15 protein-coding genes are annotated in these 17303 nt (G+C 74.5%); 8 read left to right on the top strand and 7 right to left on the bottom strand.

The window, feature by feature from the left end; genetic code table 11:
• Positions 1 to 35: 35 nt before the first annotated feature.
• Entirely contained in the window at positions 36 to 683 is a 648-nt protein-coding gene (locus BMZ16_RS08670) for an aa3-type cytochrome oxidase subunit III (protein WP_089799461.1), read from the bottom strand.
• 183 nt (positions 684 to 866) lie between these two features.
• On the opposite strand from BMZ16_RS08670, the gene BMZ16_RS08665 reads away from it, so the two are divergent.
• Complete coding sequence (locus tag BMZ16_RS08665; protein WP_089799459.1) at positions 867 to 1283, top strand: response regulator transcription factor; 417 nt, start codon at positions 867 to 869, stop codon at positions 1281 to 1283.
• The gene (trpD, locus tag BMZ16_RS08660; RefSeq protein ID WP_089799457.1) at positions 1280 to 2329 is read left to right on the top strand and encodes an anthranilate phosphoribosyltransferase; all 1050 of its coding nucleotides are present in this window, start codon (positions 1280 to 1282) and stop codon (positions 2327 to 2329) included. Before BMZ16_RS08665 ends, trpD begins: the two co-directional genes overlap by 4 nt.
• A 46-nt stretch (positions 2330 to 2375) precedes the next feature.
• On the opposite strand, the gene BMZ16_RS08655 is transcribed toward trpD, so the two are convergent.
• Positions 2376 to 2657: an Lrp/AsnC family transcriptional regulator gene (locus BMZ16_RS08655; RefSeq protein WP_089799455.1), complete on the bottom strand. Its 282-nt coding sequence runs from the start codon at positions 2655 to 2657 to the stop codon at positions 2376 to 2378.
• A gap of 7 nt (positions 2658 to 2664) precedes the next feature.
• The gene (locus BMZ16_RS08650; protein WP_089800011.1) at positions 2665 to 4482 is read right to left on the bottom strand and encodes a DEDD exonuclease domain-containing protein; all 1818 of its coding nucleotides are present in this window, start codon (positions 4480 to 4482) and stop codon (positions 2665 to 2667) included.
• A 69-nt stretch (positions 4483 to 4551) separates the two neighbouring features.
• Between BMZ16_RS08650 and BMZ16_RS08645 the strand changes: the two genes are divergently transcribed.
• On the top strand, positions 4552 to 5838 hold the full coding sequence (locus BMZ16_RS08645) for an NYN domain-containing protein (RefSeq protein ID WP_089799453.1): 1287 nt from the start codon (positions 4552 to 4554) through the stop codon (positions 5836 to 5838).
• An 84-nt stretch (positions 5839 to 5922) separates the two neighbouring features.
• Here the strand turns inward: BMZ16_RS08645 and BMZ16_RS08640 are convergent, their stop codons facing one another.
• On the bottom strand, positions 5923 to 7725 hold the full coding sequence (locus BMZ16_RS08640) for an AMP-dependent synthetase/ligase (protein ID WP_089799450.1): 1803 nt from the start codon (positions 7723 to 7725) through the stop codon (positions 5923 to 5925).
• Between the two features lie 235 nt (positions 7726 to 7960).
• Here BMZ16_RS08640 and BMZ16_RS08635 point away from each other — a divergent pair, with 235 nt between their 5' ends.
• Complete coding sequence (locus BMZ16_RS08635; protein ID WP_089799448.1) at positions 7961 to 8908, top strand: ROK family glucokinase; 948 nt, start codon at positions 7961 to 7963, stop codon at positions 8906 to 8908.
• A gap of 26 nt (positions 8909 to 8934) precedes the next feature.
• On the opposite strand, the gene BMZ16_RS08630 is transcribed toward BMZ16_RS08635, so the two are convergent.
• Positions 8935 to 9528 (bottom strand): hypothetical protein, encoded by a 594-nt coding sequence (locus BMZ16_RS08630; RefSeq protein ID WP_089799446.1) that lies wholly within the window; start codon positions 9526 to 9528, stop codon positions 8935 to 8937.
• A 133-nt stretch (positions 9529 to 9661) separates the two neighbouring features.
• On the opposite strand from BMZ16_RS08630, the gene BMZ16_RS08625 reads away from it, so the two are divergent.
• The 3 genes from BMZ16_RS08625 to BMZ16_RS08615 all read left to right on the top strand — a co-directional run bounded on the left by BMZ16_RS08625 (position 9662) and on the right by BMZ16_RS08615 (position 13202).
• Entirely contained in the window at positions 9662 to 10444 is a 783-nt protein-coding gene (locus BMZ16_RS08625; RefSeq protein WP_089799444.1) for a lysophospholipid acyltransferase family protein, read from the top strand.
• Between the two features lie 188 nt (positions 10445 to 10632).
• Positions 10633 to 11853 (top strand): pyrophosphate--fructose-6-phosphate 1-phosphotransferase, encoded by a 1221-nt coding sequence (locus tag BMZ16_RS08620; RefSeq protein ID WP_089799442.1) that lies wholly within the window; start codon positions 10633 to 10635, stop codon positions 11851 to 11853.
• Positions 11850 to 13202, top strand: coding sequence for a class II 3-deoxy-7-phosphoheptulonate synthase (locus tag BMZ16_RS08615; protein ID WP_089799440.1), 1353 nt, complete (start codon positions 11850 to 11852; stop codon positions 13200 to 13202). The genes BMZ16_RS08620 and BMZ16_RS08615 overlap by 4 nt, the downstream gene beginning before the upstream one ends.
• A 113-nt stretch (positions 13203 to 13315) precedes the next feature.
• Here BMZ16_RS08615 and pknB read toward each other — a convergent pair whose 3' ends face one another.
• Positions 13316 to 15298, bottom strand: coding sequence for a Stk1 family PASTA domain-containing Ser/Thr kinase (pknB, locus tag BMZ16_RS08610; RefSeq protein ID WP_089799438.1), 1983 nt, complete (start codon positions 15296 to 15298; stop codon positions 13316 to 13318).
• 49 nt (positions 15299 to 15347) lie between these two features.
• On the bottom strand, positions 15348 to 16691 hold the full coding sequence (locus tag BMZ16_RS08605; protein WP_089799436.1) for a LysM peptidoglycan-binding domain-containing protein: 1344 nt from the start codon (positions 16689 to 16691) through the stop codon (positions 15348 to 15350).
• Between the two features lie 190 nt (positions 16692 to 16881).
• On the opposite strand from BMZ16_RS08605, the gene BMZ16_RS08600 reads away from it, so the two are divergent.
• On the top strand, positions 16882 to 17292 hold the full coding sequence (locus BMZ16_RS08600; protein ID WP_177199629.1) for an Rv2175c family DNA-binding protein: 411 nt from the start codon (positions 16882 to 16884) through the stop codon (positions 17290 to 17292).
• Positions 17293 to 17303: the final 11 nt, after the last annotated feature.

Genomic DNA, 17303 nt, shown 5'->3' with positions numbered 1-17303 from the left:
TGGGGTGGCGCCGGCCCGCGGCGGGCCGGCCGTCGTCATCGGACGAGGTAGATGACCGCGAACAGCGCGATCCAGACCACGTCGACGAAGTGCCAGTAGTACGAGGTGACGATCGCCGTCGTCTCCTCGTGGTGGGTGAAGCGCTTGGCGGCGAAGGAGCGTCCCAGCAGGAAGAGGAACGCGATGAGGCCGCCCACGACGTGCAGGCCGTGGAAGCCGGTCGTCAGGTAGAAGACGGAGCCGTACGGCGACGACGAGATCGTCAGCCCGTGCTCCACGAGCTCGGCGTACTCGAAGATCTGGCCGCCGATGAAGACCGCGCCCATGACGTAGGTCAGCGTCATCCACTCGTTCATGCCCCAGCGCCAGAACTGCACCAGGGACCCGCTGCGCACGGGCTGGAGCCGCTCGGCGGCCCACACGCCCATCTGGCAGGTCACGGAGGACAGCACCAGGATCGTGGTGTTGACGAACGCGAACTGGAGGTTCAGCTTGGCGGACTCGATCGCCCACTCCTCCGGGACGGCCGCCCGCACGGTGAAGTACATGGCGAACAACCCGGCGAAGAACATGAGCTCGCTGGCGAGCCACACGATCGTCCCGACCGACACGGGGTTCGGTCGGTTCACGGTCAGGTGGGGGGCGGGGCGCGAGGCAGCCGTTGCGGTCGACACGTCCGCCATTATGGCTGACGAGAGCGTTGCATGGGTCGTTGGGCCCATGCGCGTCCCCGGGGATATGTCACATCGTCACCTTCCCGTGACCCGGCGTGCCGCACTACGCGCCGCGGGGCGGTCGCGGCACCCGCGCCCGGGGCCCGACGTGCCAAGATGCACTCTGCACGTCGACGACGAGTGAGGGGCACCATGAGCACCGCGAACCCGGCGGCCCGCGCGCCGCGCATCCTGCTGTACAGCGACGACGTGGACGCGCGTGAGCAGGTGCGTCTCGCGGTCGGCCGCCGCCTGGGACGCGGCGAGCCCGACATCGCGTGGGTCGAGGTCGCGACCGCGGACGCCGCGATCGCCGCCACGGACGCCGGCGGCCTGGACCTGCTCGTCCTCGACGGCGAGGCCGACAAGGTGGGCGGGCTCGGCCTGTGCCGCCAGCTCAAGGACGAGGTGTACGACTGCCCGCCCGTGCTCGTGCTGACCGGCCGGCCGCAGGACGCCTGGCTGGCGTCGTGGTCCAACGCCGACGCCGTCGTGAGCCGGCCGCTGGACCCCGTGGTGCTGCACGCCGCGGTCGTCGACCTCGTGCACGCCGGCGCGCCGCGCGGATGACGGTGACGACCACCTGGCCCGACCTCCTGACGACGCTCGTCCGGGGCCAGGACCTCGACAGCGGGCACGCCGCGTGGGCGATGGACCGGATCATGAGCGGCGAGGCCTCGCCCTCGCAGGTGGCCGGGTTCCTCGTGGCGCTGCGCGCCAAGGGCGAGACCGTCGAGGAGCTCGCGGGCCTGGCCGACACGATGCTGGCCCACGCGCACCGGTTCGAGGTGCCGGGGCGCACCGTCGACATCGTCGGGACCGGCGGCGACCGCCTGCACACGGTCAACGTGTCCACGATGGCGGCCCTGGTGGTCGCGGGCGCCGGTCTGACCGTCGTCAAGCACGGCAACCGCGCCGCGTCGTCGTCCACCGGCTCGGCGGACGTGCTCGAGGCCCTCGGCATCCGGCTCGACCTGCCCCTGGCGCGCGTGGGCGCCCTCGCGTCCGAGGTGGGGATCACGTTCTGCTTCGCGGGCGCGTTCCACCCGGCCATGCGGCACGCGGGCGTCACGCGACGTGACCTCGGGATCGCGACCGCGTTCAACTTCCTGGGTCCGCTGACCAACCCCGCGCAGCCCCGGTCCAACGCCATCGGTGTCGCCGACGCACGCATGGCCGGCCTCATCGCCGGCGTCCTCGCCGCCCGGGGCCGGTCCGCCCTGGTGTTCCGCGGGGAGGCCGACGGCCTCGACGAGATCGCCTCGACCGGGCCCACCCGGTTCTGGGAGGTCCGGGACGGGGCAGTCCGCGAGGAGGTCGTCGACTGGGCCGCCGTGGGCGTGCCGCCGGTGACGGTCGAGCAGCTGCGCGGCGGTGCCGCCGAGCGCAACGCCGAGGTGGTGCGTGCCCTCGTCGGCGGGGAGCACGGTCCGGTGCGCGACACCGTGGTGCTCAACGCGGCTGCCGCGCTCGTCGCGGACGCGACGCTGCCCGGCACCTCCGCGGGCACGCTCGTGGAGCGGCTGGTCGCCGGGGCCGGGCACGCCGAGCGGGCGCTCGACGACGGTGCGGCGGCTGCCGTCCTCGAGCGCTGGCGGGCTGCCGCCGCGGTCTGAGGCCGCGGCCCGACCCACGGTCCGGGGCGGCGGTCGCCGCCCCGGGTCAGTCCCCGAGGCCGAGGGCGAACGCCTCGTCGAGGTCGTGCCGCGAGTACGCGCGGAACGCGATGTACGTCTGCGTCCGCAGGACGCCGTCGAGCTTGCTGACCTTGTCGGCGATGACGTCGGCCAGCCGCTCGTGCTCCCGCACGCGGACCATGGCGATGAGGTCGACCTCGCCGGTCACCGAGTACACCTCGCTGACGCCCTCGATCTCGGCGGCCGCGGCGGCGACCTCCGGGATGCGGGCGGCGTCGCAGTCGATCAGCACGATGGCAGTGAGCATGCCGCCATCATGCCGTGCGCTGCGGCGCCCCCGCAGGGGACCCGGGCGCGTCGTCGACCAGCGGTGCGCGCGGCGCGACGAGGTCGAGCGCCACCGTCGCGGCGACGTCGCGGACCGACTGGGCCGCGCGGACCGGTGAGGACCACTCGCCGTCCACCTCGACGAGGCGCACGCCCGGCTGCTCCAACCAGGTCAGCAGCAGGTCCGTCTCCTCCGGGTGCGCGGCGGTCGCGGGCGCGACGGGCGGTGCCACGTGCTCCCCGCCGGCGCGCAGGCTCGCGACGACAGGGAGCGGGTCGGTGCGGCGGTCCACGACGGCGGTGCCGGCCAGCCGCCCGTGCCGGACCAGCACGAGCTCCCACCCGCCGTCCTCGGTGCGGCGCGCGGCGACGAGCTCGCGGACCGTGGCCAGCCGGCCGTGCCGTTGCGCGCGCGCGGCGCCGCGCAGGAAGGCCGTGAGACGGTCGCGCACCGCCGCGGCCTCCTCGAAGCGCTCCTGCGTGGCCAGCGTGCGGATGCGGGCGGCGTGGGCCGCGGCCACGGCCGCCGGGTCGCCGGTCATCGAGCGGCGCACCGCGTCCGCCACGGGCGCGTACGTCGCGACGTCCTGGCCGCCGGTGCACGGCGCCCCGCACCGCCCGACCTCCGCCAGCACGCAGGCGTGGGCACCGGGCGCCGGCGTCGCCGGCAGCCGGCCCGTGCACTGCCGCAGCGCGAACGCCGCGTGCAGGGCGTCCACGGCCTGCTGCGCGAGCGCCCGGGACGCGAACGGTCCGATGTGGGTCGGTCCGGGCCGGACGTCGCGCACGACGGACAGCCGCGGGAAGGGCTCGTCGGTCAGGCGCACCCAGGGCATGCGCTCCGGGGACCGGGACCGGCGGTTGTAGCGCGGCGAGTGCTCGGCGATGAGGCGCAGCTCGCGGACCCGGGCCTCCAGCGGCGACACGCACACGACCGGGTCGACGCGCTCGGCCAGCCGCACCATCTCGGTCATGCGGGCGCGCTTCTCGGCCGAGGTGAAGTAGCTGCGGACACGGCGGCGCAGCGAGGTCGTCGACACGCCCACGTACAGCACCTCCTCGCGCGGGCCGCGGAAGAGGTAGACGCCGGGGACGTCGGGCAGGCCGTCGGCCAGCGTGCTGCGGCGGCGAACGTCCGCCGGGACCGGGTCGGTGGCCGTGGCGAGGTCCTCGAGGTGGGTGACGCCCAACGGTGCGAGCCGACCGAGCAGCGCGTGCAGCACGTCGACGGTCGCCCGCGCGTCGGACAGCGCGCGGTGGTTGGGGGTGACCTGCGCACCGAACAGCGCGGCCAGGGTCGACAGCTTGTGGTTGGGCGCCTCGTCGCGCAGCACGACGCGGCGCGCGAGCCGCACCGTGTCGACCACCGGGAAGCCGGGCCACGGACGGTCCAGCCGTGCCGCGGCGGCCCGCAGGAACCCGACGTCGAAGGGTGCGTTGTGCGCAACGAGCACCGACCCGCGGGCGAACTCCAGGAAGCTCGGCAGGACCTGGGCGATCGTCGGCGCACCGACGAGCATCGACGTGGTGATGCCCGTGAGCACCTGGATGAACGGCGGGACGGGCCCGCCGGGGTCGACGAGCGTCTGGAACTCGCCGAGGACCTCGCCGCCGCGGACCTTCACCGCCCCGATCTCGGTGATCGCGTCCTCCGCGGCGCGGCCACCGGTCGTCTCGAGGTCCACCACCACGAACGTCACGTCCCGCAGCGGGGTGCCGAGCTCGTCGAGCCCGAGCTGCACGGGAGTGGCGCCCGGTCCGGGTGCCGTGTCCTCGAGCGGACGCAGACGACGAGCGGTGGGCATGTGCCGGACGGTACCCGGCTGCACCGACACCACCCGCCGTCGACGGCCGTCCGACCTAGGGTGGGGCGCATGGCGCAGCCGCAGGACGGGACGCAGGACGCGGCCGAGGTGCCCGACGACCTGCGGGCGGCGCTCGTGCGGCTGGCCGCCGACGTGCTCGGCGAGACGGAGCCCGCGCAGACGCCGACGGCGCTGCGGGCGGTGCGCCGCTTCGCGCCCCGGCGGCGTGCGTCGGCGGGCGCGCTGCCGCTGTGGGCGGCGCTCCAGGAGGACGCGGGCTTCCGGGCGCGCGTCACCCGGGTGTGGCTGCTCGCGCACGAGGGTGCGTCCGCGCCGGCGGAGCCCGGGGTGGCCGGCGGGCAGCCCGGCGACGTGCCGGCCCTCGACCGGGCGGTCGGTGCCTGGTTGCAGGGGCACCCGTGGCGGGACCTGCTGCGTCCCGACGCCCCCGCGCCGGGGCAGGACCTCGGCGCGCGCCGCGAGGAGGCGGCCGAGCGCGAGGCCGCCCGGCTGCGGGCCGCCCTGGGCGTGGCACGCGACGGCGAGCGCGCCGCCCGTGAGGAGCTCGCGGCGCTGCAGCGCGAGCTGCGCCGGCTCCGCTCGGACGCCGACCGCGCGCGCAGCGACGCACGGGCGCTGGCCGCGGCGGCCGCCGAGGACGCCCGGCGGGCGGCCGCGGACCACGCCGCCGCCGCTGCCGAGCGGGCGGCCGCGGCGGCGGACCTGCGGGCCGCGACGGCCGAGCGGGCCGTGGCCCGGGACACCGCCCGGACCGGCCGGCGTCTCGCGGAGACGCGCGCCCGCCTGCTCCTCGACACGCTGATCGACGCCGCCGGCGGGCTGCGTGCCGAGCTGGCGCTGCCGCCGGTCGTCGACCTGCCCGCCGACCTCGCGGTGCCCGCGGGCGCGGCACCGGCCGACCGGCCCACGTCGCGGGGTCGCTCGGTCGACGACCCGGCGCTGCTCGACGACCTGCTGCGACTGCCGCGGGCGCACCTGCTGGTCGACGGCTACAACGTGTCGAAGACCGGCTGGCCCGGCACGACGCTGGCCGACCAGCGGCGGCTCGTCGTCGACGGCATGGCGGCGCTGGCAGCGCAGACCGGTGCCGAGATCACCTGCTGCTTCGACGGGCAGCCCGGCCACCGGGCCGTCGCGACCGTGCGGGGCGTGCGGGTGCTGTTCACGGCGGGGGAGACGGCGGACGACCTGCTGCGTCGCCTGGTGGCGGCCGAGCCGCCGGGCCGCGTCCTCGTGGTGGCGACGTCGGACCGCGAGATCGTCCAGGACGTCGAGGCGCACGGTGCCTGGGCCGTGCCGGCGGTGACGGTCGTCGAGCGGCTGCGGCGTCGCTGACGTCGCCCGGCGCCACGCACGACGCACCACGCCCCTGGCACGGGGTGCCGGGGGCGTGGTGACGAGCGGTCGACGGGCTGCCGGTCAGCGCTCCCCGGAGGAGTACAGGGCCTCGACCTCGGCGGCGAAGTCCTTGAGCACCTCGGCCCGGCGGACGCTGAGCTTCGGCGTGAGGTACCCGTCGGCGATCGTCAGGTCGCGGTCGAGGATCCGGTACCGGCGGATGGACTCGGCGCGCGAGACGGCCTTGTTGGTGCGCTCGACCGCCCGGTCGAGGGACGCCAGCACGTCGGGGTCCTTCGCCGCCTCCGCGACCGACATGGCGGGCTTGCCGTGCGCGCTGAGCCAGCCGGGCACGCCCTCGGGGTCCAGCGTGATGAGCGCACCGATGAACGGGCGCTGGTCGCCGACCACGACCACCTGGCTCACCAGGGGGTGGCCCCGCAGCCGGTCCTCGAGCACGCTCGGGGCGACGTTCTTGCCACCCGCGGTCACGATGATCTCCTTCTTGCGGCCGGTGATCCGCAGGAAGCCGTCCTCGTCGATGGAGCCGAGGTCGCCCGTGCGGAACCAGCCGTCCTGCATGGACTCGTCGGTCGCCTGCGGGTTGTTGTGGTACCCGCGGAAGACCTGGATGCCCTTGATCTCGATCTCGCCGTCGGCGGCCAGCCGCAGCGCGGTGCCCGGCAGCGCGGGGCCGACGGTACCGATCTTGGTGCGCTCGGGCAGGTTGACCGTGGCGGGTGCCGTGGTCTCGGTCAGGCCGTACCCCTCGAGGACCTTCAGGCCGACCCCGCGGTAGAAGTGCCCGAGCCGCTCGCCGAGGGGTGCACCGCCGGAGATGGCCCACTCGACCTGCCCCCCGAGCACCTTGCGCAGCTTCGAGAGGACCAGCACGTCGGCGACCTTGTGCTGCAGCCGCAGCCAGGGGCTCGGGCCGCGCGGGGTGTCCAGCGCCCGGGAGTACACGATCGCCGTCTTGGCGGCCCGCTGGAAGATCGCGCCCTTGCCCCCGGCGGCGGCCTTCTGCTCGGCCGAGTTGTAGACCTTCTCGAACACGCGCGGCACGGACAGGATGAACGTCGGACGGAACGACCCGATGCCCTCGACGAGGGTCTTGGTGTCGGGCCAGTGGCCCAGGGTCGCGCCCGCCGGGACGGTCAGCACGTGCACGAACCGCGCGAACACGTGCGCGAGCGGCATGAACAGCATCGTCCGTGCCCCCGGGGTGGACACGACGACGTTGAGCTTCTCGACCGCGTTCGTCGTCAGCACCGAGAAGTTGCCGTGCGTGAGCTCGACGCCCTTCGGGCGGCCCGTGGTGCCGGAGGTGTAGATGACGGTGGCCAGGTCGTCGCGCGCGGCGAGGCCACGACGGCGCGCCACCTCCGCCTCCTCGACGCCGGCACCGGCCGCGACCAGCGCGTCGACGGCGCCGTCGTCGATGACGAGCACCTCGCGCAGGGTGGGGGCCTGGTCGCGCACCTCGGCCACGACGTCGGCGTGCGCCTGCGTCTCGACCACCAGGAGGCTGACGTCGGCGTCCGTGAGGATCCAGGCGACCTGCTCGGCCGACGAGGTCTCGTACAGCGGCACCGGGACCGCGCCGACGGCCCAGGTGGCCCAGTCGAGCAGGGACCACTCGTACCGCGTCCGCGACATGATGCCCACGCGGTCACCGGGCTGCACCCCCTTGGCGACGAGCCCACGGGCGGCCGCCACGATCGCGGCGTCGTACTCGCGCGCCGTCATGGGCAGCCAGGCGCCGTCCACGTAGCGCTCGACGAGCACCCGGTCCGGCGTGCTGCGCACGCGGGACGCGAACAGGTCGTTGAGGTTGTCCGACGGGTCGACCTCGACGAGGAGAGGGCTGTGGGACTCGTCCATGCTGACTCCAGTGGCAGGGGGGCGAAGGGTGCCATGAGGATACGGGACGTCGGTCCCTGGTCAGGGGTGCCCGGACGGGTGGAGTCGCAGGCCAGGGGCCCCCGGACCGCCGGACGCACCTCCCGCGGCCCCGCCGCGTGCGTGGTCGCGCTCCCGCACCGGTCGACACGGGCGCTAGCGTGGGTGGCGCGTGCGCGAGGGACGCGCCGCGGCGAGGGCAGGAGCGGACCAGGACATGCACGCCATCGGGGTCGACATCGGCGGGACGAAGATCGCGGCAGGCGTGGTCGACGACGACGGCAGGATCCTCGCGCAGACGCGGCGGGACACCGACCCCGACGACGTCGCGAGCATCGACGCCGCGATCGCGGACGTCTACCGCGAGCTGGCGGCGTCGTACGAGGTGCGGCAGGTCGGTCTGGCCGCGGCGGGCTTCGTGGCCTCGGACCGCGCCCGTGTGCTCTTCGCCCCCAACATCGCGTGGCGCGAGTACCCCCTGCGCGACAACGTCGCCGCTCTCATCGGCGACCCCGACGTGCGGGTCGTCGTCGAGAACGACGCCAACGCGGCGGGGTGGGCCGAGTTCCGGTTCGGCGTCGGGCGCGACGTCGAGGACATGGTGATGCTCACGCTCGGCACCGGGCTCGGCGGCGCGATCGTCTCCGGCGGGCGGCTGGCCCGGGGTGCCTGGGGTGCCGCCGCCGAGATCGGCCACATGCGGGTGGTGCCCGGTGGGCACTACTGCGGCTGCGGGCACGAGGGCTGCTGGGAGCAGTACGTCTCGGGCTCGGCGCTCGTGCGCGACGCGCAGGCGGCCGCGATCACGCACCCGGAGGACGCCGCGGGGCTGCTGGAGCTCGCCGGCGGAGGTCCCGACGCCATCACGGGCCCTCTCGTCACGCGTGCGGCCCAGGACGGCGACCCCCTCGCCCTGGAGCTCCTCGGGGAGATCGGCCGCTGGGTCGGGGAGGGTGCGGCCAGCGTCGCGGCCCTGCTCGACCCCGAGCTGTTCGTCATCGGCGGCGGGGTGAGCGCCGCGGGTGACCTGCTGCTCGTGCCCGCGCGCAAGGCGTTCGGCGAGCAGCTCTCGGGCCGGGGGCACCGGCCGGAGGCGGCGATCGTCGTCGCCGCCATGGGCAACGACGCCGGCATGGTCGGCGCCGCGGACCTCGCGCGGATCTGACGTCCGGGCGGGCGGTCCGGCCGGGCTCAGACGACCGCGCCGTCGCCGTCCGTCGGCTCGCGGCGCTGTGGCATGCGCCACACCAGGACGGCCACGGCGATGACGAACAGCGCGGCCGCCGCGCGCACGAGCAGGGCAGGTGCGTCCTGCCACGCGACGACCACGACGAGCAGGAACAGGGGTGACCCGATCGCGGCCCCCCACGCCAGCGTGAGCAGCGGGTTCCCCCCGAGCACCGGGCCCGGGTCCTGCGGGACGAAGTGCTCGATCTCGTCCACGGCGTCCTCGGCGGCGTCGTACTGCGTGGTGCCGTCCCAGTCGCGGGCGCCCAGGGGAGCGGGATCGGCGGTGCCGGGGACGTCCGGCGGACCGGACGGCGCGGGCGGCTCCTCGGGTGCCGCGCGCAGCACCCGGCCGCGCGCCGGCGGCTCGGGCGCGGTGTCCACGTCCGACAGTCGCGCGACCAGCGAGGCCCACACCTCGTCGTCCGTCGCGGGCGGGTCGACCGGGCCGTCCGCGGCCGGCGGGCCGTCGGGCGGCGGCCCTGCGGGAGCATCGCGGGGGTGCTCCGTGCCGGCGGAGTCGTCGGCGCCGGGGTCGTCCTCGGGACGTGCGTCCATGGGAGCACTCTAGAGTCGGACCCGACGAACCGGCCCGTCGCGGTCGGTGGCGGGTCCGCGGGCCGGCCGGCGGCCCGCGGGACGGGTCGGCGCGACGGACGTCGAGCGAGGAGACACGTTGTTCTACTGGTTGATGAAGCGGGTGTTCGTCGGGCCCCTGCTGCGCCTGGTCTACCGGCCGTGGGTGCGTGGTGCCGAGAACGTCCCCGCCGAGGGCGGTGCGATCCTCGCGAGCAACCACCTGGCCGTCATCGACTCGTTCTTCCTGCCGCTCGCGCTCGACCGGGAGATCGTGTTCATCGGCAAGCAGGAGTACTTCACCGGTGTCGGTCTCAAAGGCCGCGTGACCGCGGGCTTCATGCGCGGCGTGGGCACCATCCCCGTCGACCGTGGGGGCGGCAAGGCCGGCGAGGCTGCGCTGCGCACCGGCCTGCGGCGGTTGTCCGAGGGCGGCCTGTTCGGCATCTACCCGGAGGGCACACGCAGCCCTGACGGGCGGCTGTACCGTGGCAAGACCGGCGTCGCCCGGCTGGCGCTGGAGTCGGGGGCCCCCGTGATCCCCGTGGCCATGGTCGGCACCGACGTCGCGCAGCCGCTGGGCCGGCGCATCCCGAAGATCATGCGCATCGGGATCGTCATCGGCGAGCCGCTGGACTTCTCCCGGTACCGCGGCATGGAGAACGACCGGTTCATCCTGCGCTCGGTGACGGACGAGATCATGTACGCGATCATGAGCCTGTCGGGCCAGGAGTACGTCGACGTGTACGCCGCGACGCAGAAGGCCCGGATCGCGACGGGCCACCCCGAGACGGGCGACGGCGCGGGTCGGATGCCCGCCGCGCCCGGCGGCCGGCCGGTTCCCGATGTCCAGGTTCCGGTCCCGCCGCAGGACGAGGCCCCGCCGTCAGTAGGATGAGGTGGACCCGGCCGCGTGCCGGGCCCGTGCGCGTGCCCTGCGGTGCGCGCCCGCCGTCCTCTGCGTGACGCCCGGCCCCGGACCTCGGTCCCGGTGGCGGGCTGTGCGCAGGCCCCACGCTGGGCGCCGGCCGGGTGCGTCCTCGCAGCCCACGCCCGTCAGTGCTCTGCCAACGAGAGGTGTGTCCCATGTCGGTCCGTCGCGTCGCCCTTCTGACCGCCGGCGGTTTCGCTCCCTGCCTGTCGTCCGCCGTCGGCGGGCTCATCGAGCGCTACACGGAGATCGCTCCCGAGGTCGAGATCATCGCGTACCAGCACGGCTACCACGGCCTGCTGCTCGGCGAGAGCGTCACCGTCACCCCCGAGGTGCGGGCGAAGGCCGGCATCCTCCACCGCTTCGGCGGGTCGCCGATCGGCAACTCGCGCGTCAAGCTCACCAACGCCAAGGACTGCGTCAAGCGCGGCCTGGTGAAGGAGGGCGAGGACCCGCTGCAGGTCGCTGCCGAGCAGCTCAAGGCCGACGGCGTGGACGTGCTCCACACCATCGGTGGTGACGACACCAACACCACCGCGGCCGACCTCGCCGCGTACCTGCACGAGAACGGCTACGAGCTGACGGTCGTGGGCCTGCCCAAGACGATCGACAACGACGTCGTGCCGATCCGGCAGTCGCTCGGGGCGTGGACGGCGGCCGAGGAGGCTGCCGGTTTCGCGCGCAACATCATCGGCGAGCACCGCTCGGGCCCGCGCATGCTCATCGTGCACGAGGTCATGGGCCGGCACTGCGGCTGGCTGACCGCCGCCGCCGCCGCGGAGTACCGCAAGTGGCTTGCCACGCAGGAGTGGGTGCCGGAGATCGGCCTGTCGCGCGAGCGCTGGGACATCCACGCCGTCTTCCTGCCCGAGCTGGCGCTCGACATCGACGCCGAGGCCGACCGGCTGAAGAAGATCATGGACGAGCAGGGCAACGTCAACATCTTCCTGTCCGAGGGCGCGGGCATGCACGAGATCGTCGAGCAGCTCGAGGCCGCCGGTCAGCCCGTCGAGCGGGACCCGTTCGGGCACGTGAAGCTCGACACGATCAACCCGGGCCAGTGGTTCGCGAAGCAGTTCGCGGAGAAGCTCGGCGCCGAGAAGGTCATGGTGCAGAAGTCCGGCTACTACTCGCGCGCCGCGGCCGCGAACGCCGAGGACCTGCGCCTCATCAAGTCCATGACCGACCTGGCCGTCGAGTGCGCGCTGCGTGCCGAGTCCGGTGTCATCGGCCACGACGAGGAGGACGGCGACCGCCTGCGCGCGATCGAGTTCCCCCGCATCGCCGGCGGCAAGGCGTTCGACGTCTCCCAGCCGTGGTTCGGTGCGCTGCTGTCGGACATCGGCCAGGCCCTCGTGCCCGCGAGCCACTCGTGAGCGTCGAGCCGGACGCGGGCGTCGTCGCCGGGCTCGACGCCTGGGAGACGCTGCCGGTCGCTCAGCAGCCCCAGTGGCCGGACGCGTCGCAGGTGCGGCGCGTCCGCGACCGGCTCGCGAGCCTGCCCCCGCTCGTCTTCGCGGGGGAGGCCGACGCGCTGCGGGCGCAGCTCGCGGCCGCGTCCCGCGGCGAGGCGTTCGTCCTGCAGGGCGGTGACTGCGCCGAGACCTTCGCCGAGGCCACGGCCGACAACATCCGCAACAAGATCAAGACGATCCTGCAGATGGCGGTCGTGCTCACCTACGGCGCGAGCCTGCCCGTCGTGAAGATGGGCCGGATGGCCGGGCAGTACGCCAAGCCGCGCTCGTCGGACGTCGAGACGCGTGACGGCGTCACGCTGCCCGCGTTCCGCGGCGACATCATCAACGGGTTCGACTTCACGGCCGAGGCCCGCACGCCGGACCCGCAGCGGCTGCTCGAGGCGTACCACACGTCCGCCTCGACGCTGAACCTCATCCGGGCGTTCACGACCGGTGGGTTCGCGTCGCTGCTGCGCGTCCACGAGTGGAACCGCGGCTTCACGTCGAACCCGGCGTACTCGCGCTACGAGGAGATCGCCGCGGAGATCGACCGGGCGATCCGCTTCATGGCGGCGTGCGGCGCCGACGTCGACGCGCTGCGCACGGTCGACTTCTACTCGGCGCACGAGGGGCTGCTGCTCGACTACGAGCGGCCCCTGACGCGCATCGACTCCCGCACGGGCCTGCCGTACGACTGCTCGGCGCACTTCCTGTGGATCGGGGAGCGCACCCGCCAGCTCGACGCGGCGCACGTGGACTTCTTCTCCCGCGTGCAGAACCCGCTCGGCGTGAAGCTCGGCCCCACCACCACCGGTGACGACGCCATCGCGCTGATCGACCGGCTCAACCCCACGGGGGAGCCGGGCCGCCTGACGTTCGTCACGCGGATGGGAGCCGGCAAGGTGCGCGACCTGCTTCCCGCGCTGGTCGAGAAGGTCACCGCCGACGGTCGTCCCGTCACCTGGGTGTGCGACCCGATGCACGGCAACGGCATCACGTCCGCCAACGGGTACAAGACGCGCCGGTTCAGCGACGTCATGGACGAGGTCGCCGGGTTCTTCGAGGTGCACCGCGCGCTCGGCACCGTCCCGGGCGGCCTGCACGTCGAGCTCACCGGTGACGACGTCACCGAGGTCCTGGGCGGCACCGAGGAGATCGACGACGAGGGTCTCGCGCTGCGGTACGAGACGCTCGTGGACCCGCGGCTGAACCACCAGCAGTCGCTGGAGATGGCCTTCCAGGTCGTGGAGCTGCTGCGCCGCGCCTGAGGTGCGTGACGAGAGCCCCGGAGCGGTGACGCTCCGGGGCTCTCGTCCGTCCGGGGACCCGCGGTCGCTCGCCGCGGTGCCGGGTGGCAGCCCGCGTGGCACGAGGCCGGCGGTCACACGACCTGCAGCACGACCTCCGTGCCCTTCGGCACCGCGTCACCGGCGCGGACGCTCTGGGAGCGCACCGTGCCGAAGATCCCGCCGAGCACGTTGTCCCGCCGGGCCGTGAGACCGAGCGCCTCGAGCTCCGCCTTGGCCTTGTCGAACTGCTTGCCGGTCAGGTCCGGCATCGGCACGGTCTGCGGGCCCTTGGACACCGTCACGGTGACCACGTCGCCGCGGTGGGCCGTCTCGCGCGCTGCCGGGCTCTGGTCGATGATCCGGCCGGCCGGGACCGTGTCGTGGAACTCCTCCGTGGCCTCGACGGTGAGGGCGTCCGCGGCCAGCTGCTCCTGTGCGTCCTCCACGGTGATGCCGACCACGGAGGTGACCGTCACGGGCGCGGGGCCGTCCGACAGCACCAGCGTGACGGTGCTCCCGCGCTTGACCTCGTCACCCGCTGCCGCCTCGGCGCCGTCGGGCAGCGTCGCCGTGAGGACCTGGCCCGCGGGCGCCTCGTCGTCGTGGACGGGGGAGCCGTAGCCGACCGTGAGGCCGGCGTCGGTCAGGGTCTTCTCCGCGTCCGCCTGCATGGCACCGACGACGCCCTCGGGGACGGCCACGAGGTCGGGCCCCTTCGAGACCGTGTACGTCACCGTGCCGTCCTTGCGGACCGGCTCGCCGACGGGCGGGTCCGTCGAGACGACCACACCGGGCGGGACCTCGTCGTCGAACGCCTCGGCCTTGTCGTGCGCGAGGCCCGCCGCCGCCAGCGCGGCGACGGCGTCGGCCTCGGCCTCCGCCACGACGGCGGGCACCGAGGTGTACGCGCCGGGCCCGACCTCGAGGTACCACCACGTGCCGAGCCCGAGCAGCGCGGCGAGGCCGAGGGCGGCCGCCACGAACGGCCACCGGCGTCGGGTGCGGGCCGCCGGTGGCGTCGCCTCGACCACGCCCAGCCCGATGGGCAGCGCGACGGTGCCGCCGTGCGCGTGGGCCCCGACGGGGACCCGGGTGGTCAGTGCGTCGTCGTCGGGGGCGCCGGCGTCGTCGTCCTGCGTGAGGTCGGACTCCTCCGGGTCGGTCGCTGCCGGGAGCACGACCGTGGGCTGGACGTCCGCGCGCCGGTCGAGGGTGACGCCGTCGAGCGCGGCACGCGTGCGTCGCACGAGCTGGAGCGCGGCGCCGGCGTCGACCGGGCGGTCGTCCGGCGCGTGCGCCGCGAGGGCGCCGACGAGCTCGTCGATCTCCGAGGGCAGCCAGTCCACGAGGGTCGACGGCGCGGGGATCTCGGAGCTGACGTGCTGGAACGCGACCTGGATCGGTGTCTCGCCGGTGAAGGGCTGGCGGCCCGTGAGCATCTCGAACAGCATCACGCCGACCGCGTAGACGTCGGTGCGTGCGTCGCTGGTGCCCTGCCGGACGAGCTCGGGCGCGAGGTACGCGACGGTGCCGAGCACCGTGCCGGTCGTCGTGGCGGTCACCTCGGTGACCGCACGGGCGAGACCGAAGTCCGCGACGCGCACGCGGTCGTCGGACGCGATCAGCACGTTCTCCGGCTTGACGTCGCGGTGCACCAGACCCGTGCGGTGGGCCGCGGAGAGGGCGTCGAGCACGGCCTCGGTGATGCGCAGCGCCTCGCCGACGCGCAGCGCGCCCTGCTCGGCCAGGCGGCGTCGCACGTTCGAGCCGTCGACGTACTCCATGGTCAGGTAGCTGGTCTCGCCGTCGAGACCCTGGTCGAGCACCCCGACGATGCCGGGGTGGGTCAGCCGTGCGGCGCTGCGCGCCTCACGCCGGAAGCGCGCGATGAACGCGCCGCCCTGCGCCCCCTCGGCGAGGTGCGGGTGCATGACCTTCAGCGCGACCTCGCGGTCGAGGCGTCGGTCGACCGCCAGGTACACCGTCGCCATCCCGCCGCGCGCGATGCGCGACACGACCTCGTACCGCCCGTCGACCAGGCGGCCGACGAGCGGATCGGTGACAGTGGTTCCCACGCGCGGCAGTCTACGGTCGGGCGGCGGCGGATCTCGGGAGCCGCGCGGGTCAGCCGAATCGCGTCATGAGCGTCTGGACGTTCGCCACGTACCGGCGCGTGTCGGCGTACATGCCGTTGCGCTTCACGGAGCCCGCGCCCTGGTAGTACGACGCGATCGCGGTCGGCAGGTCGTCGGACGTGCGCACGAGCGACCGCAGGATCGCGACGCCCGCCACGACGTTGTCATCCGGGTCGAGGAGGTTCAGCTGGCGTCCCACGAGCTGCGACGCCCACTCGCCGGACGACGGGATCACCTGCATCGTCCCGATCGCGTTGGCGGGGGAGACGGCCGTGTGGTCGAAGCCCGACTCCTGGTGGGCGACGGCCTGGGCGAGTGCCGGGTCGACGCCCATCGCGCGGGCCGTGGCGGCGACCTTGGCCTGCATGTCGGCCCGCGACGGCGCCCCCGCCGCGAGCAGGCTCCGCTTGTTCTGGTTGGCCGCGTCGACGACCTGGGACGAGTAGGTGCGACCGGCGAACGTGTTGCCGACGAGCTGCGTGGCAGCGGCGGCCTGCGGTGCCGCGGCGGTGCCCGGCACGGTCAGCTGCTGACCGGCACGGATCGTGGCGCGCGCGTCGAGGCCGTTGGCCGCGACGACGGCCGGGACCGTGGTGCCGTGCCGCGAGGCGATGGCGGACACCGTGTCACCGCTGCGGACCGTGTACGTCGTGCCGGTCGCGGCGGGCTGCGCGGAGCTCGCCTGCGGAGCGGCGGGTCGGGCTGCGTCGGCGCCGGGGATCGTGAGGGTCTGCCCGGCGCGGATGAACGCGCGCGCGTCCAGGCCGTTGGCCGCGACGACGGCGGCGACGGTGGTGCCGTGGCGTGCCGCGACGGCGGACACGGTGTCCCCGCGCTGCACGGTGTAGCTGCTGCCGCCGGCCGCTGCCGGCGCGGGGGCGGCGACGCCTCCTGCCGCTCCGGGGATCGTGAGGGTCTGCCCGGCGCGGACGAAGGCGCGCGCGTCGAGCCCGTTGGCGGCCACGACCGCGGCCACCGTGGTGCCGTGGCGTGCGGCGATGCCCGAGACCGTGTCGCCCGACCGCACGGTGTACGACGTCCCGGCGGCGACGGGTGCGGCCGTGGTGGCCGGTGCCGCGTCGGGGACGCGCAGGATCTGTCCGGAGCGGACGCGTGACGGGTCCGCCAGCGCGTTGTCGGCGGCCAGACGGGCGACGGTCGTGCCGGTGCGCTTGGCGATGGACGTGAGCGTGTCACCGTCGCGGACGGTGTAGTCGGCGGCGTGGCCGGCGGTCCCGGTCGCGGCGAGCGCGACGGTCGCGAGCGCGAGCGTGGCACCCGTCCCGGACGCGGCACGCGCCACGGTGCGCGGGCGCGGAGAGAGTGCGGACATTGGCCCCCCCAGGCGGTGGTCAGTGGTGGTGCGTCGATGGTCGGCGGCACCCCGTCAGCACGGGCACCGAGTGACTGGTGGTGCTGATGTGACAGGTGTGACGTCGTTCGACGCTAGACGACAATGTCCAGGACGGGAAGTCCTGAGCGCCGATGACGGCCCTCCGACGTGGGACCCGTAGGCTGACAGGGTGACTTCGCCCTCGGATCTGGACCAGCTGGTCGGCGCGTGGCTGACCGTCCCGGACGTCGCGCAGATGCTCGGTGTCGACCCCGGCAAGGTGCGTCGCCTCCTGCAGGAGCGCAAGCTCGTCGGGGTGCGGCGCGGTACCCCGCCGGTCATGAGCGTGCCCGCGGCCTTCCTCGTGCCGGGCCACCTCGCCAACCCGGCCGCGCCCGACGTCCCGTCGGACGACCGCCCGTGGACGGTGCTGGCGTCCCTGCAGGGCACGCTGACCGTGCTCGGGGACGACGGATTCTCGGACGAGGAGACGCTCGCGTGGCTCTTCCGCGTCGAGGAGTCGCTGGGTGTCCCGCCGATCGAGGCCCTGCGCGCCGGTCGCAAGACCGAGGTGCGGCGGGTCGCGCAGGCGATGCTCTGACCGACGCGGCC

Origin of the sequence: Cellulomonas sp. KH9 (genome assembly GCF_900114185.1) — a bacterium.
Lineage (GTDB): Bacteria > Actinomycetota > Actinomycetes > Actinomycetales > Cellulomonadaceae > Cellulomonas.
The sequence above is the reverse complement of the archived record's forward strand: the minus strand, read 5'-3'. Positions and strand labels throughout refer to the sequence as shown.